A 25,453-nucleotide genomic window follows, 5' to 3' on the forward strand; every position below is an offset into this window, starting at 1 on the left:
TGAAATTCATTCATGTTGCCTGCGCGGCGAAGGCCGTGGCCAGCAGGACAACCACCGAAAGGAGCATTCCGGCGCGGGGATCGTGGGAAACCGACAGCAGGCGGACTCCGGAGCGTGACGCCGGCGCGGGCATCCGGCTCAGCGCCACCGACCTGAGCCTGCCGAACACGGCGGGCAGCACGGGCAGGCAGGCCACCACCGCGACCACCGGCACCGCCGCCGAATCCGCCGGCACCGCGGTGACCACGTGGTGCACGGCCAGATGCAGGGTCGCGGTGGACACGATCACCGCGGCGCCCGCGAGCTTCACCGGCTGACCGGTGGTGGTGCGGCCCTGGTTCTCCAGCAGATGCCGGGCGTGCGGGCGGGACGCCAGTTTCCGCAACCGGCGGCGGTCCTGGCGCAGCATGGCCAGCGCCTGGTCCAGACCTATCGCCGCGCCGATGGCGAACAGCAGCAGGCCGGTCGCCGCACCGGTGTGTGCCACCTGCGAGAGCACCAGCGAAGCCCCGGCCGCCGCCGCGGTGGGGGCCCACAACTGGCGCGGTGTGGCGCCCGACAGCAGCACGGCGGCGAAGCCGAGCAGCAGGATCAGCGAGGCCGCAGGCAGATCGAACAATTCCGGGGCCATCCGATGCTCCGTTCCGCGTTTCACGTGCGTTCCCGACCCCATTGATGCTGGTCGACGGCGGCGCGGTGATCAGCCCGGAGCACCCCCGGATTCCGGGTGGGGACAGCCCCACCCCCGATCGAGCGACTCCGCATTCCGCGCGGTGACACTCCGCGAAACGCGGAAATGACGCACTAATGCGGCCCCCGAAAATTTTCGGGGGCCGCAATTGTGACGCCGTTTTCAATGAATGTTCGCGGTGCGACAGTGAAAGCAGAAGTGTCACCGGGAAAGCGAACGCACTCCCGGACTCGCGGCGGCGAGCAGCGTCAGCACGCCCATCACCCCGCCGACGGCCAGCACGGTCCCGGTCACCCCGAGCGCGGTCAGCGCGAACCCGCCCAGCAGCGAACCGAACGCGAGCGGCCCGTAGGCCAGCAGGGTGGCCACGCTGGTCACCCGGCCGCGCAGGCGGTCCGGCACGATCTGGACCAGGTACGCGCTCACCCCCACGGTCCACACCGCGCCGACGTAGGACATCAGCCCGTACACCGCGCCGAGCAGCACCGGGTCCCCGGCGAGCAGCGTGGTCGGCACCAGCACCGCCCACAGCGCGTTCGCCCCGATCACCAGTGCCGGCAAGGAGATCCGGCGGATCCAGAAGGTGGCGCCGAGCGCACCGAGCACCCCGCCGATCCCGCTGACCACCGACACCAGCGCCGCCACGGTCTGCGAGCCGCCGTCCTGGCGGACGATCTCCAGCACGGTCAGCATCAGCACCTGGAACAGCAGGTTGCTCACCGCGATCAGCCCGGCGGCGGCGCGGGCGAACCGGTGCCCCGCCATCCACCGCAGTCCCTCCATCAGCGCGGCCAGCGGTTTCCGCGGTTCGGCCGCGACCGGTTCGGCCTGCAGCTTCTTCTTGATCATCAGCACCGTGCCGAGCGAGAAGGCGTGCAGCACGGCGGTGGCCAGGAACGGGAACCACTGGGTGATCGCGCTGAGCACCCCGGCGCCCGGCTGGCCGAGCAGCCCGGCCGCCTGCTCCCTGGCCTCGTTGCGCGACATCGCCGTGGTCAGGTGCTTCTCCGGCACCACACTGGGCAGCGCCGCGCGCTCGGTGATCCGGTACACCACGGTGAACGCGCCCTCGACGAAGGCGACCACCGCCAGGTGCCACAGGTTCAGCCCGGCGAAGATCATGCCCAGCGGGATGCTGCCGACCGCGATCAGCCTGCCGAGATCACAGACGATCAGCAGCCGCCGCCGGTCGAAGCGGTCCACCGCCACCCCGGCGGGCAGCTGCACCAGCAGGTAGGGCAGTTGCGCGGCGAACGCGATCAGCCCGGCCGAAGCCGCGGATCCGGTGGCCCACAACACGATCAGCGGATAGGCGAAGGCGCTCAGCCGCGAACCGAGGAAGGACAGCCCGGCACCGGACCACAGCAGCAGGAACTCCCGGTTCCCGCGCAGCCCGCGATCCGGCGTGGTGGCCTCGGTGGGTGAGGAGGGAACGGTGGGCCGGGTCATCGAATCCCGCCGGCACACCACTCGAGCACGGCCATGGCGCTGTGCAGCTTGTGCTGGGCCTGCGCGAAGGCCAGGCTCATCGGCCCGTCCAGCACCTCGGCGGCGACCTCCTCGCCGCGGTGGGCGGGCAGGTCGTGCAGGAACACCGCCTCCGGATTGTCGTCCCACAGCCCGGCGTGCACGGTGAACGGCGCGAACCGCTCGCGCCAGTTCCGGTCCGCCTTGGCGGTGCCGGTGGTCTGCCAGCGCGTGGTGTAGATGACGTCGAACCCGCCGGGCAGCAGGTCCATGTCGTGCCGTTCGGTGATCGACGAGCCGTACCGGGCGGCCTGCTCGGCGGCGGTGGCCGCGATCGGCCTGGCCAGCCCGTATCCCGCCGGCGTGCGCAGTTCCAGCCGGGTCCCGGCGAACCGGGTCAGGCCCAGCGCCAGCGCCGCCGCGGTGTTGTTGCCCTCGCCGACGTAGAGCACCCTCAGCCCGCTGATCCGCTCGAAGTGGCAGAACAGCGTGGTCAGGTCGGTCAGCCCTTGGGTGGGGTGCTCCTCCACGTTCATCGCGTTGATCACCGGCATCGTGCCGTGCCCGGCCAGTTCGCCGAGCCGGTCGGCGGACAGCGTGGTCCTGGCCACCAGCAGGTCCAGCATCGAGGCGAGCACGCAGCCGGTGTCGGCCAGCGTCTCCCCGGTGTTGGTCTGCAGGTCCCCCGGCCCGTAGGTGATCAGCCGCGCGCCGAGGCGCAATGCCCCGCTGGAGAAGGCGGTGCGCGTGCGGGTCGAGGTCTTCTCGAAGTAGACGCCGACGATCTTGCCGTCGAGCGGGGAGCCGGCGTCGGCACCGGCCGCGTGCGCCGCGCCCCGGCTGACCAGGTACTGGAGGTCGTCCTCTCCGAGATCGTTGAGGGACAACAGGTTCCTGGCCAGCTTGGCCGGTGCGGTGATCAGCTCGGTCATCGTGGGCCTCCATCGGTCATCAGCGTCTGGATCAGCGCGGCGAGTTCACCGGCCCGCCGTGGCCGCAGGACCTCCTCGTGCTCACCGGCCATCCGGTGCACGGTCAGCCCGCCGCCGGCCAGTTCGCGCCAGTGGCCCAGGTAGTCCGCGTACGACAGGCCGCGGAGCACGCCGTGCCGTTCCTCGGCGCACTCGTCGGTGATCACCAGCCGGACGGGCGTACCGGCCGCCGGGTAGCGGTAGCCGTACATCGCCCTGGTCAGCTCCCGCGCCCGGTACACCTGGCGGCGCATGGCGTCGAGATCACCGGCGTCGGCGGACAATCCGGCCAGGCTCAACAGCGACCGGATCTCACCGGTCGGCTCCACATCCGGCTGCGCGCACAACTCCGCGAGCCGGTCGGTGAGCGCGTCGCTGGTGACCACCTCCGGGGAGACGGCCGGATCGCCGATCGGGTCGATCAGGATCAGCGCCGACGCCGGGGTGCGCGCCGCGGCCAGCTGCCGCGCCATCTCCCACGCCAGCGTCGCGCCCGAAGACCAGCCCAGCAGCGCGAACCGGCCGTCCGGCTGGAGTTCGGTCAGGTACCGCGCGGCCAGTTCGGTCAGCTCGACCGGCTGCTCGCCGATCCCGTCCGGGGCTTCGAAGGCGGCCACCGAGCGGCCCATCCGGTCGGCCAGCGGCAGGAACCAGTGCGCGCTGCCGCCCTGCGGATGCACGCAGTACAGCGGCGGGCTGGTGTCCCTGGTGCGCAACCAGGCCAGCGCGGTCCCGCTGTCACCGGTCGCGGACTCCAGCCGCGCGGCCAGCGCCTCGATCGTCCGGGTTTCGAACACGTCGCGCACCGACACGGTGAACCCGGCCGAACGCAGCCCGGCGACCACGGTCAGCGTGCGGATCGAATCCCCGCCCACGGCGAAGAAGTCGTCGGTGACGCCGAGTCCGGCCACGCCGAGCACCGAGCCCCAGACCTCGGCGATCCGCCGTTCGGTCCCGGTGCGCGGGGCCACCGCGGGCTCCTCGGCCAGCTGCGAGCGGTCCGGGTCCGGCAGTGCCTTGCGATCCACCTTCCCGTTGGTGGTCAGCGGAAGCGCGTCCAGCACCAGCAGCGCCGAGGGCACCAGGTGCTCGGGCACGGTCTTGCCGAGTTCGGCCCGCACGGCCTCGCGGTCGGCCTCGCCGACCAGGTAGCCGATCAGCCGTCCGCCCGCGGCCTTCGCCGCCGCGTCCCGCACCCCGGGCACCGCCCGCAGCGCGGCCTCGACCTCACCGAGTTCCACCCGCTGGCCGCGGATCTTGACCTGGTTGTCCCGGCGGCCGATGAACTCCAGCTGCCCGTCGGGGCGGTAGCGGACGCGGTCGCCGGTCCGGTAGAGCAAGCCCTTGCCCACGAACGGATCGGGCACGAACGCCTGCGCGGTGCGCTCCGGGTCGGCGAGATATCCGTGGCCGACACCGTCACCGCCGACGTACAGCTCACCCGGCACCCCGATCGGCGTGGGCCGGCGATGGCCGTCGAGCACGTACAGCTGCGTGTTGCGGATCGCCCGCCCGATCGGCACCAGCTGGGCGCCTTCGGGAAGCGGCTCGGTGATCACCGCGTGCGTGACGTCGTCCGAGCATTCGGTGGGCCCGTAGGCGTTGACCATCGGAATGCCCGGGAACCGGGCGAACCACCGGGTGCACAGCTCCGGCGGCAGCGCCTCGCCGGTGACCACCAGCCAGCGCAGCGAGGCCAGCCCCGGCACCGCGGCACCCGAGTCCCAGTCGTCCAGCGCCGCCCGCAGCAGCGAGGGCACCACCTCCAGCACGGAGATCTCCTCGTCCTCCACCGTGCCGAACAACGCGGCGGGATCGGCGGCGCACGCCGGCGTCACCACCCGCACCCGGCCGCCGGTGAGCAACGCGGCCAGCATCTGCCACACCGACACGTCGAAGGTCAGCGGCGCGTTCTGCACCACAGAGTCGGCGCCGGTCAGGTCCAGGTCCTCGACCTTGGCGAGCAGGTGGTTGACCATGCCGCGGCGGTGCACCATCGCGCCCTTGGGCGCCCCGGTCGAACCGGAGGTGTAGAGCACGTACGCGAGGTCGTACTCCTCCCCGCGCGGCCGCGCCCATTCCTCGTGCTCGTCGTCGCTGAGCACCAGGATCTGGGCGCCGGTGTCGGCCGCCCGTGCCGCGTGCCCGGCGTGCTCCGGGGTGACCAGGACGAACTTCGCCTGGCTGTCGGTCAGCAGCCGGGCCGTGCGCGCCTCGGGGGCCGCGGTGTCCAGCGGGATGTAGGCCGCTCCCGCGCCCAGCACGCCCAGCACCGCGCTGACGAACCGCGCGCCGGGATCGGCCAGCACGGCGACCAGCAGATCGGGCCCGGCGTCGGGCAGCTGACCGGAAATGGCGCTCGCCCGGCCCATGAGCTGGGCGTAGGTCAGCGTCTCGCGGTCGTCGCTGACCGCCACCGCGTCCGGCTGCCGCCGCGCGACCTTCCGCACCCGCTCGATCAGGCCTTCGCTGTCCAGCGGGCGTTCGGTGCGGTTCCACGTGTGCAGCACCAGTTCGCGTTCGCCGGCGGGCAGGCAGGCCTGGCGCGCGTCGGCGTCCGGGTCGGCGATCATCGACTCCAGCACCGCGCGGTACATCGCGGCGAGCCGGTCGCCGTCGGCGCGGCGCAGCACGTCGGTCCTGGCGTGCACCATCAGCCGGTCGCCCATCACGCCCATGGTCAGCCCGAACTCGTTGGGGCTGTCGTCGATCACCGTGTCCCCGTCGACCAGGCCGAGATCGACCACGTGGAAGTCGAGATAGATGAAGAAGGTGTCGATCAGCCGGTCCGCGGCCCCGGCCTCGCGGTGCATCTCCGGCAGCGGGAACCGCCGGTGCGGCCACAGTTCGGTCTGACCGGCGAAGGTCGACTGGATCAGTTCCCGCCAGGTCGAGGCCGAGCGGTCGAAGCCGAACGGCACGGTGTTGAGGTACATGCCGAACACGCGGTCGGCGCCGAGCAGCTCGGGCCGGGTGTCGCAGACCAGGCCGGTGCTGAACGCCTCCTGGTCGGTGAGCATGCTCATCACCTTGAGGTAGGCCGCGTGCCACACGCTCTTGATGGACACGCCGAGCGAGGTGGCCAGCCCGCGCAGGCCGTCGACCAGATCCGCGCACGGCAGGTCGATCCGGTAAGGCAGCCCCGGCTCCGGGTCCTTCCAGGCTTGCGGCAGTTCCATCTTCGGCTGGCGCGCCACGAGTTCGCGCCAGTACCCGCGGTCCTCCGCCGACTCCAGCGACGCGAGTTCGGCGGAGATGAAGTCGGCGTACCGGACCTCGGGCAACGCGGCCAGTTCCGGGTCGCGGCCCTCGCGCAGCCTGCCGTAGGCGGTCAGGATCTCCATCAGCAGCGAGTGGAAGCTCCAGCCCTCCAGCACCGCGTGGCATTCGGTGATGGAGATCCACCAGCCGTTGTCCACCACGTGCGCGAACAACCGGATCAGCGGCGGCTTGGCCAGGTCGAACAGGGCGGCCCGCTCGGCCGCGGTGAACTTCCGCAGCGCGGTCTGCTGGGCCCGCTCGTCCTGCCCGCGCAGATCGCGGACGCCGACCGAGATCGGCGCCTCGGCGTGGACCAGCTGCATCGGCACCGAGAACTCGCTCGCGTGCAGTGAAGTGCGCAGGATCTCGTGGCGCTCGACCACCAGTGAGGCCGCCTCGCGCAGCGCGTCGAAGCTGAACGGCTGGTCGTCCTTGACCTGGAACGAGCTGATGTTGTGGTAGATGTTGTCCGATCCCCCGGCCAGCATCTCCACCAGCATGCCGGTCTGCACCTGGGACATCGGGTAGGCGTCGGTGACCCCGTCCGGCACCAGCGCGCGGTCCTCGGCGGAGATCAGCTCGAACGGCTCGACCGGGGTGTCGATCGGCGCCGGCGCGGAGCGCTCGTCGCAGAACGCGGCCAGCTGGGCCACCGTCCGGTACTCGAAGATGTCACGCACCGAGACGTCGAACCCGGCCGTGCGCAGCGCGCCGACCAGTGCCACCGCGCGGATCGAGTCACCGCCGATCTCGAAGAACCCGTCGTGCACGCCGAGCGTGCCGGTGTCGAGCGCGTCGCGCCAGATCGCCGCCATGCGTGCTTCGGTCACCGTCCGCGGCGGGGTCACCTCGCCCGCCGCCCGTACCGCGGCGCCGTCCGGTTCGGGCAGTGCGCGCCGGTCCAGTTTTCCGTTGGTGGTCAGCGGAATCCGGTCCAGCGCCACGTACGCGGCCGGGACCATGTAGTCCGGCAACGACTTCGCCACCAGTGCGCGCAGTTCGGCGGGATCGGATTCGCCGACCACGTACGCGACCAGCCGCTTGTCGCCAGGGGTGTCCTCGCGCAGCACGACAACCGCGTCACGCACGGCCGGGTGCTCGCTCAGCGCGGCGGCGATCTCGCCGAGTTCGATCCGGAACCCGCGCAGCTTCACCTGGTGGTCGATGCGGCCGAGGAACTCCAGGCTGCCGTCGGGCAGGCGCCGGGCCAGGTCACCACTGCGGTAGATGCGCCCGCCCGGCACGCCGAACGGGTCCGGTACGAACCGCTCGGCGGTCAGTTCCGGCCGCCCGAGATAGCCCCGCGCCACGCCGTGCCCGCCGACGTGCATCTCGCCGGCCATCCCGGTGGGCACCAGGTTGCCGTGCCGGTCGAGCAGGTGGATCCGCTCGCCGTCGAGCGGGTGGCCCACCGGGTTGCCAGCGCCGGGCGCCAGGTCGTCCTCGGTCAGCGCGTAGAAGGTGGAGTGCACACAGGTCTCGGTGATGCCGTACATGTTGATCAGCGCCGGGCGGCTCATCCCGAAGCGCTTGACCCATGGCGCGAGTTCGCGCTGCTCCAGCTTCTCCCCCGCGAACACCACCGCGCTCAGCGCGAGGTCCGCCAGCCTCGGGTCGTCCGACTCGGCGGCGGCGATCAGCGAGCGGAAGGCCGACGGCGTCTGGGAAAGCACGGTGACCCGCTCGCGCACCAGCAGGTCGAGGAACTCGTCCGGCGACCGCGAAACGGTGAACGGGACCACCACCAGCTTCCCGCCGTGCAGCAGCGCGCCCCACATCTCCCACACCGAGACGTCGAAGGCGTAGGAGTGGAACATCGACCAGCTGTCGTCCGCGCCGAACCCGTAGTGCAGCTGCGCGGCGGTGAGCAGGCCGTGCACGTTGGCGTGGGTGACGCAGACGCCCTTCGGCTTGCCCGTCGAACCGGAGGTGTAGATGACGTACGCGAGGTTTTCCGGACCGCTCAACGGTTCCGGCTCGGTCTCCGGAGCGGCGGCGAGCGCGGCGGCGTCCTCCCCGTCAAGCACCACGATCCGTCCTGAATGGACTTCCCGAACCAGGTCAAGGTGCGCGGCGGTGGTCACCACCAGCGGCGCGGCGGCGTCGTCGAGCATGAACCGCAGGCGGTCGGCCGGGTAGGCCGGGTCCAGCGGCAGGTAACCCGCCCCCGACTTGGTCACGCCCAGCAGCGTGGGCACCAGGTCGTGGCCGCGGTCGAGGCAGACGCCGACCAGCGTTTCCGGGGCCGCGCCGAGTGCGCGCAGGTGGTGCGCGAGCCGGTTGGCGCGGCGGTCCAGTTCGGCGTAGGTCAGCTCGTCGCCGTCGCAACTGACGGCAACCGCGTCGGGCAGCCTGGCCGCCGTCTCGGCGAAAACCTCGTGCAGGCAGCGGGAAACCGGGTCCGGATCGGCGCGCCCGGCCTGGCGGATCAGCAGCGCGCGCTCGTCGGCGGTCAGCACGTCCAGCTCGTGCACCCCGGTACCGGGCGCGGCCGCGATGCTCTCCAGCAGCCGTGAGTAGTGCCCGGCCAGCCGCCGCGCGGTCGCCTCGTCGAACAGGTCGGTGGCGTATTCGACCTGCCCGCCGATCGAGCCGTCCGGCAGCTCGGCCAGCCGCAGCGCCAGGTCGAACTTGGCCACCTGCCACTCCAGGTCCACGTACTCCGCGCGCACCCCGGCCAGCTCACCGCCCAGCTCGGGCAGCGCGTGCAGGGTGAACGCCACCTGGAACAGCGGGGTGACCGACAGGTCGCGTTCCGGCTGCAGCTCGTCGACCAGCCTGCCGAACGGCACGGCCTGCCGGTCCAGCGCCTCCAGCACGGTGACCCGGTTGCGGGCCAGCATGTCCTCGAAGGACGGCTCGCCGGTGATCCGCATGCGCAGGGCGAGGGTGTTCATCACATAACCGAGCAGGCCCTCCAGCTCGGGGTGGCTGCGGCCGGAGACCACCGTGCCCACGGTGACGTCGTCCTGACCGGTGTAGCGGGCCAACAGGCACTGGAAAGCGGTCAGCAGCACCATGAACGGCGTCGCGTCGGCCGCCCTGGCCAGCTCCCGCATCCGGTCGGCGATCTGGACCGGGATGGTCACGGGCACACCCGCGCCGCGCCAGCCGCGCACCGGGGGACGCGGGTGGTCGGTCGGCAGCTCCAGCCGCGGCAGATCGGCGAGCTGGTCCCGCCAGTACCACAGGTGCTGCTCGATGGCGTCTTCCGAGAAGAAATCCCGTTGCCACGCGGCGAAATCGGCGTACTGCACGGCGGGCGGGGGCAGCGGCGACGGCAACCCGGCCGAGAACGCCATGTACAGAGCGCCGAGTTCGTTCAGCAGCACCTCCTGCGAGACCTCGTCGGAGGCGATGTGGTGGAACACCGCGAGCAGCAGGTGGTCCTGCTCGCCGATGCGCAGCAGGGTCAGCCGCAGCGGATGCTCGTTCGCCAGGTCGAACGGGCGCAGCGCCTCCTGCCCGGCCCGCGCCAGCGCGGCCGCTTCGCCGGACACCTCGATCTCCGACCACTGTGGATCAGTGGGCGGGTCGACCAGCTGCACCGGTTCGGTACCGGAGAGTTCGTACCGCGTGCGCAGGATCTCGTGCCTGGCGACGAGTTCGGTCCACACCCGGCGCAGCGCGCCGGTGTCCAGCGCGCCGCGCAGCCGCAACGCCAGCGGCACGAGGTACTCCGGGCTGCCCGGGTCGAGGCGGTTGAGGAACCACTGCTGACGCTGCCCGAACGACAGGCGCAGGGGCGCACCGCGGTCGGCGTGGCCGATCGACATCCGGTTGCCCGCCGCACTGCCCGCCATCCGGCGGCGCACCAGTTCTTCGCGGTAGAGCTCGGTTTCCTGCATGGTCATCGCTTGGCCTCCTCGCTGCGCGCGAGCACCTCGGCCGCGCTGAGTCCGTCGATCTCGGCCCTGATCAGCTCCGCCACGGCGTCCGCGAGCCCGGCCACGGTCGGCGCGTCGAACAGCGTGCGCATGCCGAGTTCCACGCCGAACTCCTGCCGCACCATGGACACCACGGTGGCGGCCGACATCGAATGCCCGCCGAGATCGAAGAAGTTGTCGTGCACGCCGATCCGCCGGTCGAGCACCCGCGCCCAGATGGCCGCGATCCGCCGTTCCGCCGGGGTGCGCGGTGCCTGCCCGGCCCGCTCGGCGGTTTCACCGGCCTCCGGCTCGGGCAGCGCCTTGCGGTCGACCTTGCCGTTGGCGTTGAGCGGCAACGACTCCATCGGCACGAAGACGCCGGGCACCTCGTGCCGCGGCAGGGTCTGCGCCAGGAACCCGGCCAGGTCCTCCGCCCGGCCGACGTGGTAGGCCACCAGCTTCTGTCCACTGAGGACAACCGCGGCCTCGCGCACGTCGGGGTGGGCCAGCAGCGCGGCCTCCACCGCGCCCAGTTCCACCCGGTACCCGCGCACCTTGACCTGGTTGTCGGCCCGGCCGCGGAACTCCACCGCGCCACCGGGCAGCACCCGGCCGAGGTCACCGGTGCGGTACAGCCTGCCGCCGGGTTCGCCGTGCGGGTCGGGCAGGAACTTCTCCGCGGTCAGCTCCGGTTTGCCGGTGTAGCCCCGAGCCACGCCGACCCCGCCGACGTAGATCTCGCCGAGCACGCCGATCGGGACCGGGTTCAGGAACTCGTCGAGCACGTACATCGTGGTGTTCGGGATCGGGTGCCCGATGGAGAGGAACTCGTGCGCCTGCTCCCCCGGTTCGGGGAACAACGCCGAGTTGCCCACGGTGATCTCGGTCGGGCCGTACTCGGCGGCGAACCGCGCGTCCGGTCGCCCGGTCACCTCGCGCCAGCGCTCGGCGAGCGTGGCGGGCACCCAGTCCCCGGCGGCGCTGACCAGTTCCGCCAGCGGCACCGGCCCGGCGTCCGCGAGCTGGCCCAGCACCAGTTCCAGCTGCGCGGGCGCCAGCTTGACGAAGCTGAACGGACCCGCGTCGGCCAGTGCGGGCCCGAGCTTGGTCAGGTCGAAGTCCTGCGGGAACAGGTGCACGGGCTGCCCGGTGAGCAGCGGGGTGTACAGGTTCGGCAGGCCGAGGTCGTAGGCGATGGAAGTGAACAGCGGGGCGCCGCCGGTGCCGTGCGCCGCGTACGCGCCGATCGACCAGTCCAGGTAGTTGGCCAGTCCGCGATGGGCCACCGCGACGCCCTTCGGCGTGCCGGTCGAACCCGAGGTGTAGATGAGGTACGCGAGCCGGTCGAGCCCGTTCCCGTCGACCTCCTCCGGCGCTTCGGCGGGCTGCCGCGCCAGGTCCGCGCGGTCGAGGTCGGCCAGCACCCGCCCACCGTCGAAGTCGCCGGCGCTCTCGGCCAGTTCCGAATCGGACACCAGCAGCTCGGCGCCGGAGTCGGCGAGCACGTGTCGCACTCGGTCGGCCGGGAAGGACGGGTCCAGCGGAACGTAGGCGCCGCCGGCCTTCCACACCCCGAGCAATGCGGAGACCAGCTCCGGCCCGCGGTTGAGCAGGACGCCCACCACGGATTCGGCGGTGACCCCGCGCGAGCGCAGCAGGTGCGCGAACCGGTTCGCGTCGCGGTCCAGCTCGCCGTAGGTGACCGTGCCGCCGTCGTGCACCAGTGCCACCGCTTCCGGTGTCTTCGCGCACTGCTCGGCGATCGACAGGTGCACCGGCCGCGAAGGTTGTTCGGTGGTGGTGTCGTTCCAGGTGCGCAGCAGCAGTTCGCGCTCGGCGTCGCCGACCAGTTCCGCGGTCCCGATCGGTGCCTCCGGCTCGGCCGTCAGCGACTCGGCCAGCCGCACGAAGTTCGCGCCGAGCCGGTCGACGGTGGCTTCGTCGAACAACGCGGTGGCGTACTCGAGAATGCCGTCCACCGTGCCGTCGGTGTGGGTGCGCATGATCAGCGTCAGATCGGTTTTCGCGGTGCGCCAGATGGAGCGCATGACGTCGGTGTCGACCACGTTGGTGTTGGCCTCGGCCAGTCCGGCCTCGTGCAGATCGAAGATCACCTGGTAGACCGGCGTCCTGGCCAGGTCGCGGGTCGGCTGGATCTCCTCCACCAGCCGCTCGAACGGCAGGTCGGCGTGCCCGAACGCGCCGAGGCAGGCGGCACGCACCCGGCCCAGCGCCTCGGTGAAGCTCAGCTCCGGGGTCAGGTTCGCGCGCAACGCCAGCGAGTTCAGGAACAGGCCGACCGCGGTTTCGGCTTCGGGCGCGGTCCGCCCGGCCACCGGCGTGCCGACCACCACGTCCCAGTCGCGGCTGTAGCGCGCGAGCAGCACGGTGAACACGGTCAGCAGCGACATGAACGGCGTGGCCCCGGCCTGGCGGCCCTGCTCCAGCAACGCGCTCGCGACCTCCGGCGGCAACCGGAAGTCCAGCGCGGCGCCGTCCGAAGCGCGCTCGGCGGCCCGCGGGCGGTCCACCGGCAGCTCCAGCGGGTGCACCCCGTCGAGCGCGGCGCGCCAGTAGGCCAGCTGCTCGTCCAGCAATGGTCCGGTCAGCGCGCGCCGCTGGCGGATCGCGTGATCGGCGTACTGGAGCGCGGGCGCGGGCAGTTCCGCAGCGCTCTGGCCGGCCTGGCACAGCCGCTCGAACTCGTCGGCCAGCACCACCAGCGACCGGCCGTCCACCGCGATGTGGTGCGCGGTGATCAGCAGAACGCCTTCGAGGCCGGGACGATCGAGCAGCAACGCCCGCCACACCGGGCCATCGGCCAGGTCGAACCCGCGGGCCAGCTCGGCACGGAACAGCTCGTGCTTCGACGGCGTTCCCCGGACCACCCGCAGCTCCACCTCACCGGGGGCGTCGATCACCTGCCACGGCTCGTTGTCGTGCACCACGTACCGGGTGCGCAGCACCTCGTGGCGCGCCTCGATCGCGTTGAGCGCCCGCGCCACCACGTCGTGCCCGGTCCCCTCCGGCACGCGGAGGAACAGCGGCACGATGTACTCCTGGTCGCCCTGGCGCAGCTGCTCCAGGAACCACAGCCGCCGCTGGCCGAACGACAGCGGCAGCCGCCCGTCCGGCCGGGCCACCGGCTCCGGCGCCGCCTCGACGTCCTTTGTGGACAGCAGGGCGGCCTGGTCGCGCACGGTGGAGGCGGCGAACAGGTGCCGGACCTCGATCCGCCTGCCGGTCCGCACGCGCAGCCACTCGGCCAGCCGGGTGATCAGCAGGGAATGCCCGCCCAGCTGGAAGAAGTCGTCGTCGACACCGACGCGGTCCACGTCGAGCAGGTCCGCCCACGCTTCGGCGACGACCTGCTCGGCGGCGGTCCCGGGTGCCTGGTACCCGGGGCGGCCGGGCCGGTCGTCCAGTTCCATCGCGCGCAACGCCGTGCGGTCGACCTTTCCGCTGTGCGTCAGCGGCAGTTCGTCCAGCGGCACCACCAGTGTCGGCACCAGGTGCTCGGGCAGGCCGCGGCGCAGGAAGGTGCGCAGCGCGCCGGGTTCGATGTCCCCCACCACGAACGCCGCCAGCCGCAGGTCACCGGTCGGCCCCGGCACCGCGAGCACGGCACCACCGCGCACCGCGGGATGGGTGCGCAACGCGGCCTCGACCTCACCCGGCTCGATCCGCACACCGTTGACCTTGACCTGGTCGTCGAGCCTGCCGAGATAGGTGAGCACCCCGTCGTCGCGCCAGCGGGCGCGGTCCCCGGTGCGGTACAGCCGCGACCCGGGCGGACCGAGCGGGTCGGGCACGAAGCGCTCGGCGGTCAGTTCCGGCTGCCCGACGTAGCCGAGGCCGACCCCGGCGCCGCCGATGTACAGCTCCCCGGCGAGCCCGATCGGGGTCAGTTCCCCGTCTTCGTCGAGCACCACGACGTGGTCGCCGCTGATCGGCGCGCCGATCGGCACCGGCCCGGTGGCCTGCTCGCGGTCGCAGCGGAACGCGGTGGCGTCGATGGCGCATTCGGTGGGGCCGTAGGTGTTCCACAGCTCCACGTCGACCTTCGCCCACACCTGACGGCAGAGCTCGTACTGCAGCGGCTCGCCCGCCGAGAACAGCAGGCGCAGCGAAGTGCATTCGGCCAGCCGGTCCTGCGCGACCAGCAACCGCAGCACCGAGGGCACCACCTGCAGCACGGTCACCTCGTCGCGGATGACCGCCTCGATCATCGCCACCGGGTCGCGTTCGGCACCGGCCGGTGCCAGCACCACGGTTCCCCCGCTGACCAGCGGCGCGAAGATCTCCCAGCCCGCCGCGTCGAACGACAGCGAAGTCTTCTGCAGCACGCGGTCGCGCTCGGACAGGCCGTGCGTCCGCACGGTCCAGTGCACCCGGTTGGCGATGCCGCCGTGGGTGACCACCGCGCCCTTCGGCCGTCCCGTGGAACCCGAGGTGTAGACGATGTAGGCCGGGCTGTCCTGGCTGATCGCGGGCCGGGGCAGCGCGGGCGCGGCCCCCTCGGTGGCCGTCAGCTCGGCGACCGACTCGTCGCTGAGGACGATCCGGCAGCCGGTTTCCCCGACGATCCCGGCGATGCGCTCCTCGGGGTGGTCCGGGTCCAGCGGCACGTACACGCCACCGGCCCGCCACACCGCGAGCAGCGCGGCGACCAGGTCGGTGCCGCGGCGCACGCGGACCCCGACGACCTGGCCGGGCGTGCAGCCCTTCGCGTGCAGCGCGGCCGCCACGTGCCCGGCCCGCCGGTCGAGTTCGGCGTAGGAAACGCTGTCCCAGCCGTCGATCGCGGCGATCGCGCCGGGGGTGCGCGCGACCTGGAGGGCGAACGCGTCGGGCAGCAGGGTGGCGGTCATCGCGAGGCCCCGGCTGTGCGCACGCTCAGCGGCCGCAGGTCCTGCCACACCTCGCCGATCCGCGCCAGGCACTCCTCCCGCGACCCCTCGGTGCCTTCGGCGCGCCAGCCGGCGGGCAGCTCACGCCGCACGGGCCACAGGGAGTACTGCTCTTCACTGTTCACCACGACCCGGTAGACGGGGCCGTTGTCGCCGGGGTAGGTCATCGTGTTCCTCCGTAGGAAGCGGCGGTCAGGTCGGATCGGCCGGTGGCGAAGGCGAGCAGGCGGGCGCGCTCGGTGTCGTCGAGCAGCGCCACCCCGGCCACGGGGGCGTCCGGGTCGTCACGCGCGGCCCTGATCAGCAGGCGGTAGTGCACCGCCAGCCGCGCGATCGTGCCGGGGTCGAACAGATCGGTGTCGTACTTGAGCGCGCACCGGATGGAGGTGCGGTCGCGCACCAGTTCCAGCGTCACGTCGAACTGGCCCTCCTGCTGCGGCACGTCGAAGCAGGACAGCCGGAGACCGGCGTAGTCGACCGTGGTGCCGTGGCCGCCGGCGGCGAGCGCGAACAGCGGCGCCTGCCGCCCGGCGGTCATCGTGGTGGCCAGCACCTGGAACAAGCCGGAGGTGCCGGACGCGCGCGGCAGGCCGAGCGCCTTGGGCAGCAGCGCGGACGGGTAGTCCACCCTGGCCATGCCTTCGCGCAGCTGCTCGTTCGCGTCGGCGACCAGCTCGCGGAAGGTCACCTGCGGGCCGCAGCGGGTGCGCAACGGGATCGAGTTCACGAAGTAGCCGGCCACGCCGAGGCGGTTCAGGCCCATGGTCGAGGTGGCCGCGCACCCGATCAGGAAGTCGCGCTGGCCCGAGTACCGGTGCAGCAGCGACTGGAACAGCCCGATCAGGTATCGCGCGGGCGTGGTGCGGTGGGCGCGGGACGCGGGGACCAGCCCGGCGACGATGTCCTCGGGCATCTGGAACACGTGCGTCGCCCCGCGCAGCCGCTGGCGGCCCGGCCGGGGCCGGTCGGTGGGCAGGTCCAGCACGGTCGGCGCGCCTTCGCACAGCTCACGCCAGTAGGCCGCCAGCGCGGCGGCGCGCGGCGAGTCGAGCAGGCGCCGCTCGGCGGTGACGAACTCGTCGTAGGTCACTTTGAGCGGGGACCAATCGGGGCTTCCGCCTTCGCGAAGGGCCTGGTACGCGTCGAGCAGGTCCTGGAGCACCAGCACCTGCGACGGACCGTCGAGCGCGATGTGGTGGGCGACGAACACGAGCAGCGCGTCGTCGGGGCCGCGGCGCAGCAGCACCAGCCGGGCGGGCGCGCCGGATGGCAGGTCGAAGGGGCGGGTGACCTCGGTGCGGACGAGTGCGGTCAGCACGTCCTCGCCGACGTCACCGACATCGCGCACCTCCAGGTCCAGCAGGCCGCCTTCGCGGACCACCCGCCGCGGCATCCCGTCGATCTCGGTGAACGCCGAGCGCAGGACGTCGTGCCGCTGGGCGGTCAGCCGCACCGCGCGCGAGAGCGCCGGCACGTCCAGCCGGTGGTGCAGGCCGATGGTGTAGACCACGTTGTAGGCGGAACTGTCCGGCGCCATCCGGTTGATGAACCACAGCGCTTCCTGCCCCACGGACAATGCGCGTTCCATGCTGAATCCGTCCTGGTGCGCCGTCCCGGCCGGTGCGCGCACCGGCCGGGACTTCGCGGGCACCGATCAGTTGTTGTTGTTCACGTTGTTGTTGTTGACGTTGTTGTTCACGTTGTTGAAGTTGTTGTTCATCGCGGCTCACCCCCTCTTCGGGATCCGGGGTGGGGACTGGTGGAGAAGTGCTCGGGCACCGGAGTTCACCCGGCACGGACCAGCCTGTCGGGGGCCGGGAGCGGCCACATCACCCATGTTGCTATCCCCTGACCCGGGGCCGGGGCGGGTGACCACATGGGTGATGTGGGGTGGCAGGCGGCACGGCGATGCTCGGCGGCACGTGCTGTCACAGAAGGGATTTCCAGATGACGCTGCAGCTCGACAGTCGTGAACCCGAGGCCGGTGTCCCGATGTCGCATGTGCTGTCCGAAGCCGACCGGACCGCGGTGCGGGAGCTGGCCGTCGAACTCGCCGACCCGGCGGGCCGGATCGACGACCCGCTGTGGGTCGAGGAGGCCAGGGAGGCCGCGAGCCGACTGCCGTCGGCGGTGGCCGCCGCGGTGCGCCGGTTCCGCCGGGACGCCGGGCGGGAGGGCGTGCTACTGCTGCGCGGGCTGCCGGTCGACGAGGCGGCGCTGCCGCCGACCCCGACCGTCGGCGGCTCGGTGCAGCATGAGCCGACGGTGCCGGCCGCGTCGCTGGTGCTGACCAGCATGCAGCTCGGTGAAGTGGTCGCCTTCCGCCAGGAGAAGGGCGGCGCGCTGGTGCAGAACGTGGTGCCGGTGCCGGGCAAGGAGGACTTCCAGGGCAACGCGGGCTCGGTGCGGCTGAAGATGCACACCGAGAACGCTTTCCACCGCAACAGCCCCGACTACGTGATCCTGATGTGCCTGCGCAACGACCACGACAACGTGGCCGGCCTGCTCACCTCGTCGGTGCGGTGCGCGGTGGAACTGCTGTCCGCCTCGACGCGGGAGGTGCTGGGGCAGCCGCGGTTCGTCACGTCGGCGCCCGGCTCGTTCGAAGGCGCGGAAACCCCGCTGCCGCGCCCTGTGCTCGACGGCGACCCGGCCGATCCCGACATCCGGGTGGACTTCGCCAGCACCGATCCGCTCGACGTGACCGCGGCCAGCGCGCTGGACCAGCTGCGCCAGGCCTTCGACGAGGTGCGGCGCACCTTCGTGCTCACCCCGGGCGATCTGGCCATTGTGGACAACCGCATCGCGGTGCACGGGCGCACCTCGTTCCGCCCCCGCTACGACGGCCGGGACCGCTGGCTGCAACGGACCTACGTCCAGCTCGACGCCCGCCGCTCGCGCCCGGCCAGGCCCGGCAACGGCAACGTCCTGAACTGACCCGCGCCGAGGGCGGCCGTGAGCCGCCCTCAGCCGGGTGGTCGCTTCGAAGCGCAGAAAGCGTCCCACTCCGGCACGCGGACGAGCGGCCCGCCCACGCTCGACTCGCCGCGGCCGGTGGACGTGGTGGCGAAGCCGAGTCCCTGCACACAGGCGCGCGCGATGTTCGGAAAGGCGTCCGCGTTGCGGAAGACCTCGACGTAGTCCACGTCGCCGATGAAGTCCGGGGGCGCTCCCTCGGTGCCGCCGCGGTCCTCGAGCTGGTCTGAGCACCCGGCCAGCACGAGCGCCAGCGCCACGCACAGCCCCGACAGCTTCTTCACGCTCATGAGTCCCCCGATCGGCTGCTTGGCTCACGAAGAGAATCGCAGCTTCACGGGGGACTCCGTCAAGCACGGCAGCTACCTGCCGCGGCTCACACGGTGAGCACGATCTTGCCGCGTGTCCGCCCCTCCTGGCTCAGTTCCCACGCCCGCGCCGCCTCGGCCAGCGGCAGTTCGTGTTCGACGTGCACGGTGAGCTTGCCCTCGTCGGCCAGGCGCGCGAGTTCGGCGAGCCGCGCCGCGTCCGGGCGGGCCCACAGCGCGTGGCCACCCAGTTCGGCGGCATCACCGTCCGCAATGGACACCAGCCGCGACGGGGTCCGGTGCACCTCGGCCGAAGCGTGCACGGCACCGCCACCGACGAAGTCCAGCACCACGTCGACGCCTTCGGGCGCGAGCGCCCGCACCCGGTCGGCCAGCCCGTCGCCGTAGGTCACCGGCTCCGCGCCGAGCGAGCGCAGGAACTCGTGGTTCCGCTCGCTCGCCGTGCCGATGACCCGCGCGCCACGGGCGACGGCGATCTGCACGCCGAGCGAGCCCACTCCCCCGGACGCGCCGTGGATCAGCACGGTGTCGCCCGCGGTGACCTCGACCCGGTCGATCGACTGCAGCGCGGTCAGCCCGGCCAGCGGTACGCCCGCGGCCTGCGCCCAGCTCAGCGCGGCGGGCTTGCGAGCGAGCATGCGCACGCTCGCCGAGACGCGCTCGGCGTAGGCGCCGAGGTGGGCGGAGTCCTTGCGGATGTAGCCGTACACCTCGTCGCCGACGGCGAACTCCGGGACGTCCGGGCCCAGCGCGGTGACCACCCCGGCCACGTCCCATCCCGGTACGAGCGGGAACTGGACCTCCATCAACGAGTCCAGATAACCGGCCCCGAGCTTCCAGTCCACCGGGTTCACCCCGGCGGCCTTCACCTCGATCAGCACCTCGCCGGGGCCGACCTTCGGTTCCGGGTGTTCGGTCAGGGCCAACTGGTCAGGGCCGCCGTAGCCGGCCTGGGTGATCGCCTTCATGCCCGGCACAACAGCCCGCCCGGCCGGGGCATTCCGGCACTACCGGGTGAACGTCCACACAGCACGGGAGCCGGGGCCGACCACCAGCTCCGAGTTGCCGATCCGCTCGGCGTCCCGGACGGCAACCGGCCGGTTCAGCGCGAAGTCCAGCTGGCGCAGGCCGACCTGGCCGGGCGGCACCGCGTCGAGCCGGACCGTGGTGCCACCGCCCTTGGCCACCACGCCACCCGGCACCGGCCACACACTGAACCCGCCGGCCTTCAGCAACGGCACCGTGTTGCCGAGATCCCCTTCGGTGATCGCGACGTGGACCGCGGTGACGTCGCGCAGCAGGTGGTCCTGGTAGCCGTCGGACAGGTAGCGCTCGCGGCCCACGTCGCCGGGGAAGCTCGGCGGCTCGGTGTTGCTGCGCGGGTCGGCGAAGTACTCCGGCCGGTATTCCATGCCCCAGGCGCCGAATTCGTCGTACTGGTCGGTGGTGAACACACCGTCGAACCACGGCACCGGCACGCCGTCGCCGAAGTCGCGGGTCTGCAGGAACTCGAACGGATCGGTGACACCCTCGTCGTGCAGGTTCCGCACCGCCTCGGGCAGGTCACCGTCCCGTTCGCTCGACACCGCCAGGCCCGCGGAACCCAGGTCGCCGTCCGGCTCGGGCAGATCGCCGACGCCGAACAGCTCCACATAGGTCTCACGGCCCAGCAGGTACCGGCCGGTCCAGACCCGCCCGTCGGCTCCGGTGGTGGTCCGCACCTCGAAGTTGGCGAACTCGCGCAGGTAGCCCGAATGCTCGATGGCGTCGGCGGTTTCGCGGTCCAGCACCCCGTAGGCGTGGTTGAAGTACAGCAACTGCCCGTCGCCCGCCTGGCTTTCGACGGCTCCGGTGAGGGTGATGGTGAGGCCCGCGGCGAAGGCCAGTGACATCCGCGACAACCTGCGAAGCAGCATGTGGTGATCGTAAAACGCCCGCTGGACCGGTCACTCGGGTTTCGCTGGAGCTGCTTTCTCCAGTTCGTCGACACTGCCGGACATCACCGTTCGCAGGTGTGCGGTGAGGTGCTCGAGTGGCCAGTCCCACCACGCGACCGCGAGCAGCCGGTCGATCTCCTCCGGTGTGTAGCGGGTGCGGATGACCTTGGCCGGGTTGCCACCGGCGATGCCGAAGTCGGGCACATCGGCGGTGACCACCGAGCCGGAGGCGACGACCGCGCCGTGTCCGATTCGGACACCCGGCATCACCGTCACGCCGTAGCCGAGCCACACGTCGTGGCCGACGACGGTGTCCCCGCGCGCGGGGAGCCCGGTGATCAGGTCGAAGTGATCGGCCCACGAGCCGCCCATGATCGGGAAGGGAAAGGTGGACGGGCCGTCCATGCGGTGGTTGGCGCCGTTCATGATGAACCGCACCCCGGTGCCGAACGCGCAGAACCGGCCGATCACCAGCTTTTCCGGGCCGTAGTGGTAAAGCACGTTGCGCGTCTCGAACGCGGTGGCGTCGTCGGGGTCGTCGTAGTAGCTGAACTCACCGACCTCGATCAGCGGCGAGGTGACCAGCGGCTTGAGCAACACCACCCGCGACTGGCCGGGCATCGGGTGGAGCGTGTTCGGGTCGGGCAACGGCATGCGGCACTTTCCTCGGATTCGCGGGGTCGCGGGATCGACAGAGAGAGCTTAACTTCTCCGTCAAATGAGTTAGACCTCAGCCACCTTCACCCCAGCGCCGCCGACACGGCTCGCATGACAACGCAATATTCGCAAAGGTTACCAGAAGGATTCAAATATGGAGTTGTTGCAACAACGTTGCGATCAAGCCCCCGTAGCCCACTCCGCCAGAAACGCCGCGACAGTCCTCGACGACGGACATTCCGACATGCAACAACGGTGACCTCAACGGCAAGGTTCAACGATCATGGAAACCACCGACAGCAGCAGCCCCCTGGAAAACGCGGCCATCAGAGAAGTACTCCTGGTCGAATATAAATCGTTACGCGAAGAGATATTCAAGAAGATGGACCACCGGACGAACCTCAACATTTCGATGCTTACCGTAAGCATGATCACCCTAGGCGCCGGAGTTGAGCGAAAGAGCGAGATGATACTCCTTCTAGCACCGGTAGTCTCGGTACTCTTTGGCTTCTTGATCGCCTTCAACAACTACAGCATTTACGGCATCACTTCCCACATCAGAGACTCCATCGAACCTAAATTCAGAGAAAACGAGAGCAGCCTTTTTCAATGGCATAACATCCGCGCACCCGGCAAGGACAGGATGCGGCGCCTCATGCTCGTCTACCACTTCCCCAACATGCTCGCCGTCATAACGCCATCGACAGCGGGGGTCGTTTCAGCTTGGACAATTGAAACGATCAGCCCCGTCAAGGCTTTCCTCACTCTCGTTGACCTCGCCTTCATCACAACCTATCTAGTCGCATACTGGACGATAGCGCGCGGAAGCGTGCACATCCGCCTCGAAAATCCCGAGGAAATACCTCAGAAGTAATCAACGAGCAGCAGCGACGATCCTATGCCTGGCCGCCCAGCACCGTGGTGACCATGGCGTGCACGGCGGCGCGGTCCGGCGGGGTGCCCGTCCGGTCGGCGAAGAGCAGGTGCGCGGAACCGATCAGCGTGGGCGCCAGTCCTTCGGGATCGCCGGAGACCCGGTTCAGGCCGCGTTCGGCGTCGAGGTAGTCCTTGATCATCACCACCGCCTCGGTCAGCACCGGGACGCCGGCGGGCCAGGTCTCGCGCAGGCGCGCCCGCAACTCGTCCCGGAAGGTGACCAGTGCGACGATCGCCACGGCAACCGAGCCGAAGACCGCGATCAGCGCGTCGGTCAGGTTGTCGGCGACCGTGCCGGTGCCCGCCGACTCGCGCAACGTCGCCGCTTGCTCGTCCATCCGCTCCACGCGATCGAGCACGAACTCGGCGAGGAAGGCGTCGAAATCGGCGAAGTGCCGGTGCAGCACGCCTTTCGCGCAACCCGCCTCGGCGGTGACGGCGCGGCTGGTCAGCCCGCTCGGCCCGTCCCGGCGCAGCACGCGGTCCGCGGCCCCGAACAGCTGCGCCCGCACCTCGCGCAGCGCCACCCCGGTCGGCATCAGTCAGTCTCCTCGGTTCGTCCGGTTTGCGCGGTGGACGAGTGGGCGCTTGCCCACTAGGGTGGGCACATGCCCACTATAGGTGAGTCGTTCGGCATCGACGCCGAGCGCTACGACCGCGCACGCCCCGATTATCCCGCCCCGCTCATCGCGAGCATCGTCGAAGCCAGCCCTGGCCCCGAAATCCTCGACATCGGCTGCGGCACCGGCATCGCGGCACGCCAGTTCCAGGCGGCCGGGTGCACCGTGCTCGGTGTCGAGCCCGACGAGCGGATGGCGCGATTCGCCCGCCACACCGGAGTCGAGGTCGAGGTGGCGAGATTCGAGGACTGGGAACCCGGCGACCGGCAGTTCGACGCGGTAACCGCCGGACAGGCCTGGCACTGGGTCGATCCGGTGGCCGGTGCGGTCAAAGCCGCGCAAGTGCTGCGCCCGCGCGGCACGCTGACCGCGTTCTGGCACGAGTTCCGGGCACCCGCCGAAATCGACGCGGCTTTCGCGAGGGCCTTCGAGCGAGTGAATCCCGGCTCCCCGTTCGACTTCAGCCAGGTGGCCAAGGTCGGCTACCAGCCGATGCTCGACCGCGCCGCCGAGGGCTTCCGTGCCGCGGGCGCGTTCGGCGAGGCGGAGCAGTCGCGCTATACCTGGGAACGGCGCTACACCCGGGCGGAATGGCTCGACCACCTGCCCACCACCGGCGTGCTCACCCAACTGCCCGCGGACCGGCTCGCCGTGGTGCTGGACGAAGTCGGCGCCGCCGTCGACGCGCTCGGCGGCAGCTTCACCCTGAACTTCACCACCGTTTCCGTCACAGCACGGCATGTCGCGCGGCCGGCCTACTGACCGGCCGGCACCCGCGGCCGGGACGTCCGATACAGAATCACCACAAAAGCCGGCACACCGATGATCGAGGTCACCACACCGACCGGCACCTCCTGCGGATCGAGCGCCGTCCGGGCAAGAGTGTCCACCCAGACCAGGAACACCGCTCCGGCCACCGCGGTGACCGGCAGCAGGCGGCTGTGCCCCGGCCCGGTCAGCGCCCGCACCGCGTGCGGCAGCACCAGCCCGACAAAACCGACCGCGCCGACCGAGCTGACCAGCGCCGCGGCCAGCAGCGCGGTGGCGCACAGCAGCACGATCCGGATGCGCCCGACCGCCACGCCCAGCGCCGCGGCGGTGTCCTGGCCGAGCGCGAACACGTCCAGCGCACGCGCATGGCCGAAGCAGACCGCCAGCGACACGGCCAGCACCGCCGCGCAGACCGCGACCTCCGTCCACGAAGCGCTGGCGAACGAGCCGAGCAGCCAGAACAACACGCCCCGAGTGGTCTCCGCGTCGGCGGCGGTCAGCACGATGAACGAGGTGAGCGCGGAGAACAACTGCATCGCCGCGACCCCGGACAGCACCACGCGGTCGGTGCTGCCGCCGACGATCCGGCTCAGCAGCAGAACCGCGGCGAACGACACCGCGGCACCGGCGAAAGCACCGGCGGACAACGAAATCACGCCGCCACCCACCCCGAGCACCACGATCAGCACCGCACCGGTCGACGCCCCGGACGACACGCCCAGCACGAACGGCTCGGCCAGCGGGTTGCGCAGCAGCGACTGCATCACCACCCCGCACACCGCGAGCCCGGCGCCGCACACCGCCGCGAGCAGCGCGCGCGGCAGGCGCAGGTGCCAGACGATGCCGTCCCGCAGCGGGCCGAGCACCGGATCGGCCAGCCCGAGATGCGCCAGCACGGTCGAATAGACCTCGCCGACGCCGATCCCGGCCGGTCCGATGGTGATCGCCACCGCGATCGACACCACGAGCAGGGCGAGGCCCAGCACGCAGAACCAGGCGACCTGCGGCCCGGTCGGCGGTGTCCGCCTCACGCCAGGCCGAACTTCCGCAGCGCCTCGGCGACCTGCTCGGTACCGTCCACCGTCCGGATCGACGGGTTCATCGCCTGCCCGCTGAGCAGTACGTACCGCTTGTTCTTCACCGCGTCGAGGTCCTTGGTGACCGGGTGGGACTCGAGGAAGGCGATCTTGGCTTCGCCGTTCTCCGCGGTCTGCGAGCGCCGCGTGAGGTCACCGAGCACGATCACCCGCGGATTGCGCTCGGCCACGGTCTCCCAGTTGATCTGCGGCCACTCCGCGCGGGTGTCGTCGAAGACGTTCTTCGCCCCGACCGCCGAGGTGATCACCCCTGGCGCACCGCAGCACCCGGCCAGGTACGGCGATTCGGCGTTGGCGAACCAGTACATCAGGCTCGTGCCACCAGCAGGCACGGCCGCGCGGCGCATCCGGTCCTGCAACTCGGTCACCAGCTGCTCACCGCGTGGCTCGACACCGAACACCGTGGCCAGCTGCCGGATCTCGGTGTAGACCACGTCCATGGTCAGCGTCTCGGTGCGCACGCCGTCACCACCGGCCGTGTTGTCCTTGAGGCAGTCGGTCGGCGACACGTAGGTCGGTACGCCGAGCTGCTCGAACTGCTCACGCGTGGCCACCCCGCCCTCGCCGAGTGTGGAGACGAACGAGGCCGCGACGAAGTCCGGTTCGGTGGCCAGCACGGCCTCGAAGGACGGATTGTTCTCCGCCAGGCGCGGCACCTTCGCGTTGTCGGCGGCCAGCGCGGGCAGCACCGGGTCGGTCCAGGTGGCGGTGCCCGCCATCCGGTCGGCCAGGCCCAGCGCGAGCATGATCTCGGCGCTGCCCTGGTTCAGCGCGACCGCGCGCCGCGGCGGCTTGGTCACCTTCACCTGGTGACCGCAGTTCTCCACGGTCTTCGCGGCTTCCCGCGCGGGAGCGGGCTCGGTCGCACAGCCGGCGAGCAGCAGTGCCGCGGCGAGCAGCAAATGAGGGGAACGGATTTTCGGCACGGAAGTCCCTGCGTCGAGGGCTCGAACGCGGAGCC

Annotated in this window: 17 protein-coding genes; 3 read left to right on the top strand and 14 right to left on the bottom strand. The window is 71.2% G+C overall.

Features of this window, described 5'->3' with window-relative positions; genetic code table 11:
• Nucleotides 1–10: 10 nt before the first annotated feature.
• The 7 genes from YIM_RS25575 to YIM_RS25605 form a co-directional block, all read right to left on the bottom strand.
• The gene (locus tag YIM_RS25575) at nucleotides 11–631 is read right to left on the bottom strand and encodes a hypothetical protein (protein ID WP_153032757.1); all 621 of its coding nucleotides are present in this window, start codon (nucleotides 629–631) and stop codon (nucleotides 11–13) included.
• A 261-nt stretch (nucleotides 632–892) separates the two neighbouring features.
• On the bottom strand, nucleotides 893–2,140 hold the full coding sequence (locus YIM_RS25580) for an MFS transporter (RefSeq protein ID WP_153032758.1): 1,248 nt from the start codon (nucleotides 2,138–2,140) through the stop codon (nucleotides 893–895).
• Entirely contained in the window at nucleotides 2,137–3,090 is a 954-nt protein-coding gene (locus YIM_RS25585; RefSeq protein ID WP_153032759.1) for an ornithine carbamoyltransferase, read from the bottom strand. Before YIM_RS25585 ends, YIM_RS25580 begins: the two co-directional genes overlap by 4 nt.
• A complete protein-coding gene (locus YIM_RS25590; protein WP_153032760.1) occupies nucleotides 3,087–10,244 on the bottom strand; it encodes a non-ribosomal peptide synthetase in 7,158 nt (2,385 codons plus the stop codon). Before YIM_RS25590 ends, YIM_RS25585 begins: the two co-directional genes overlap by 4 nt.
• Nucleotides 10,241–15,130, bottom strand: a complete 4,890-nt coding sequence (locus YIM_RS25595; RefSeq protein ID WP_153032761.1) for a non-ribosomal peptide synthetase — start codon at nucleotides 15,128–15,130, stop codon at nucleotides 10,241–10,243. Before YIM_RS25595 ends, YIM_RS25590 begins: the two co-directional genes overlap by 4 nt.
• Nucleotides 15,127–15,336, bottom strand: coding sequence for an MbtH family NRPS accessory protein (locus YIM_RS25600; protein ID WP_153032762.1), 210 nt, complete (start codon nucleotides 15,334–15,336; stop codon nucleotides 15,127–15,129). Before YIM_RS25600 ends, YIM_RS25595 begins: the two co-directional genes overlap by 4 nt.
• Nucleotides 15,333–16,820: a condensation domain-containing protein gene (locus YIM_RS25605; protein WP_153032763.1), complete on the bottom strand. Its 1,488-nt coding sequence runs from the start codon at nucleotides 16,818–16,820 to the stop codon at nucleotides 15,333–15,335. The genes YIM_RS25600 and YIM_RS25605 overlap by 4 nt, the downstream gene beginning before the upstream one ends.
• 296 nt (nucleotides 16,821–17,116) lie before the next feature.
• On the opposite strand from YIM_RS25605, the gene YIM_RS25610 reads away from it, so the two are divergent.
• Nucleotides 17,117–18,106: a TauD/TfdA family dioxygenase gene (locus tag YIM_RS25610; protein ID WP_153032764.1), complete on the top strand. Its 990-nt coding sequence runs from the start codon at nucleotides 17,117–17,119 to the stop codon at nucleotides 18,104–18,106.
• Nucleotides 18,107–18,135: 29 nt separating this feature from the next.
• On the opposite strand, the gene YIM_RS25615 is transcribed toward YIM_RS25610, so the two are convergent.
• The 4 genes from YIM_RS25615 to YIM_RS25630 form a co-directional block, all read right to left on the bottom strand.
• Nucleotides 18,136–18,435, bottom strand: a complete 300-nt coding sequence (locus YIM_RS25615) for a hypothetical protein (protein WP_153032765.1) — start codon at nucleotides 18,433–18,435, stop codon at nucleotides 18,136–18,138.
• 86 nt (nucleotides 18,436–18,521) lie between these two features.
• The gene (locus YIM_RS25620) at nucleotides 18,522–19,442 is read right to left on the bottom strand and encodes an NADP-dependent oxidoreductase (protein ID WP_153032766.1); all 921 of its coding nucleotides are present in this window, start codon (nucleotides 19,440–19,442) and stop codon (nucleotides 18,522–18,524) included.
• A gap of 39 nt (nucleotides 19,443–19,481) precedes the next feature.
• Entirely contained in the window at nucleotides 19,482–20,390 is a 909-nt protein-coding gene (locus YIM_RS25625; protein WP_228004011.1) for a DUF5829 family protein, read from the bottom strand.
• Nucleotides 20,391–20,420: 30 nt separating this feature from the next.
• Nucleotides 20,421–21,065 carry a CatB-related O-acetyltransferase gene (locus tag YIM_RS25630; protein WP_153032767.1) on the bottom strand — a complete coding sequence of 215 codons (645 nt, stop codon included), beginning with the start codon at nucleotides 21,063–21,065 and terminating at the stop codon, nucleotides 20,421–20,423.
• A 286-nt stretch (nucleotides 21,066–21,351) separates the two neighbouring features.
• Between YIM_RS25630 and YIM_RS25635 the strand changes: the two genes are divergently transcribed.
• A complete protein-coding gene (locus YIM_RS25635) occupies nucleotides 21,352–21,942 on the top strand; it encodes a hypothetical protein (RefSeq protein ID WP_153032768.1) in 591 nt (196 codons plus the stop codon).
• Between the two features lie 22 nt (nucleotides 21,943–21,964).
• On the opposite strand, the gene YIM_RS25640 is transcribed toward YIM_RS25635, so the two are convergent.
• On the bottom strand, nucleotides 21,965–22,543 hold the full coding sequence (locus tag YIM_RS25640) for a TetR/AcrR family transcriptional regulator (protein ID WP_153032769.1): 579 nt from the start codon (nucleotides 22,541–22,543) through the stop codon (nucleotides 21,965–21,967).
• Between the two features lie 78 nt (nucleotides 22,544–22,621).
• Between YIM_RS25640 and YIM_RS25645 the strand changes: the two genes are divergently transcribed.
• Nucleotides 22,622–23,386 (top strand): bifunctional 2-polyprenyl-6-hydroxyphenol methylase/3-demethylubiquinol 3-O-methyltransferase UbiG, encoded by a 765-nt coding sequence (locus YIM_RS25645; protein ID WP_228005027.1) that lies wholly within the window; start codon nucleotides 22,622–22,624, stop codon nucleotides 23,384–23,386.
• Here YIM_RS25645 and YIM_RS25650 read toward each other — a convergent pair.
• Nucleotides 23,380–24,426, bottom strand: coding sequence for an iron ABC transporter permease (locus YIM_RS25650; protein WP_153032771.1), 1,047 nt, complete (start codon nucleotides 24,424–24,426; stop codon nucleotides 23,380–23,382). The genes YIM_RS25645 and YIM_RS25650 overlap by 7 nt on opposite strands.
• On the bottom strand, nucleotides 24,423–25,418 hold the full coding sequence (locus YIM_RS25655; RefSeq protein WP_153032772.1) for an ABC transporter substrate-binding protein: 996 nt from the start codon (nucleotides 25,416–25,418) through the stop codon (nucleotides 24,423–24,425). The genes YIM_RS25650 and YIM_RS25655 overlap by 4 nt, the downstream gene beginning before the upstream one ends.
• Nucleotides 25,419–25,453: the final 35 nt, after the last annotated feature.

This window comes from Amycolatopsis sp. YIM 10 (assembly GCF_009429145.1).
In the GTDB taxonomy this organism is placed as follows: domain Bacteria; phylum Actinomycetota; class Actinomycetes; order Mycobacteriales; family Pseudonocardiaceae; genus Amycolatopsis.